Annotated in this window: 1 protein-coding gene; it reads left to right on the forward strand. The window is 65.4% G+C overall.

Going from position 1 to position 231, the window contains the following annotated elements; translation table 11 throughout:
* On the forward strand, window positions 1-231 hold a 231-nt coding region (locus RRF55_RS28175), incomplete at both ends, for a hypothetical protein (protein ID WP_439419323.1).

Raw genomic sequence — 231 nt, forward strand, 5'->3', positions numbered from 1 at the left:
GAGGCCCATTTCGGCGGCCCGGTCAGCACCGTGGTCAACAATGCGCTGGACTACAGCTTCAACGGCGACGCCCGCGCCCAGATGGCCGACATCCCGTGGGAAGACATGGAGCGTCAGTTCGCGACCGTGATCCGCGGCGCCCTGAACGTCATTCAGGCGACGACGCCGGGCATGGGCGCGCAGAAATTCGGCCGGGTGGTCAACATCGGCACCAACCTGTTCCAGAATCCG

It is taken from the genome of Klebsiella sp. K47, from assembly GCF_051858335.1.
In the GTDB taxonomy this organism is placed as follows: Bacteria; Pseudomonadota; Gammaproteobacteria; order Enterobacterales; family Enterobacteriaceae; genus Klebsiella; species Klebsiella pneumoniae.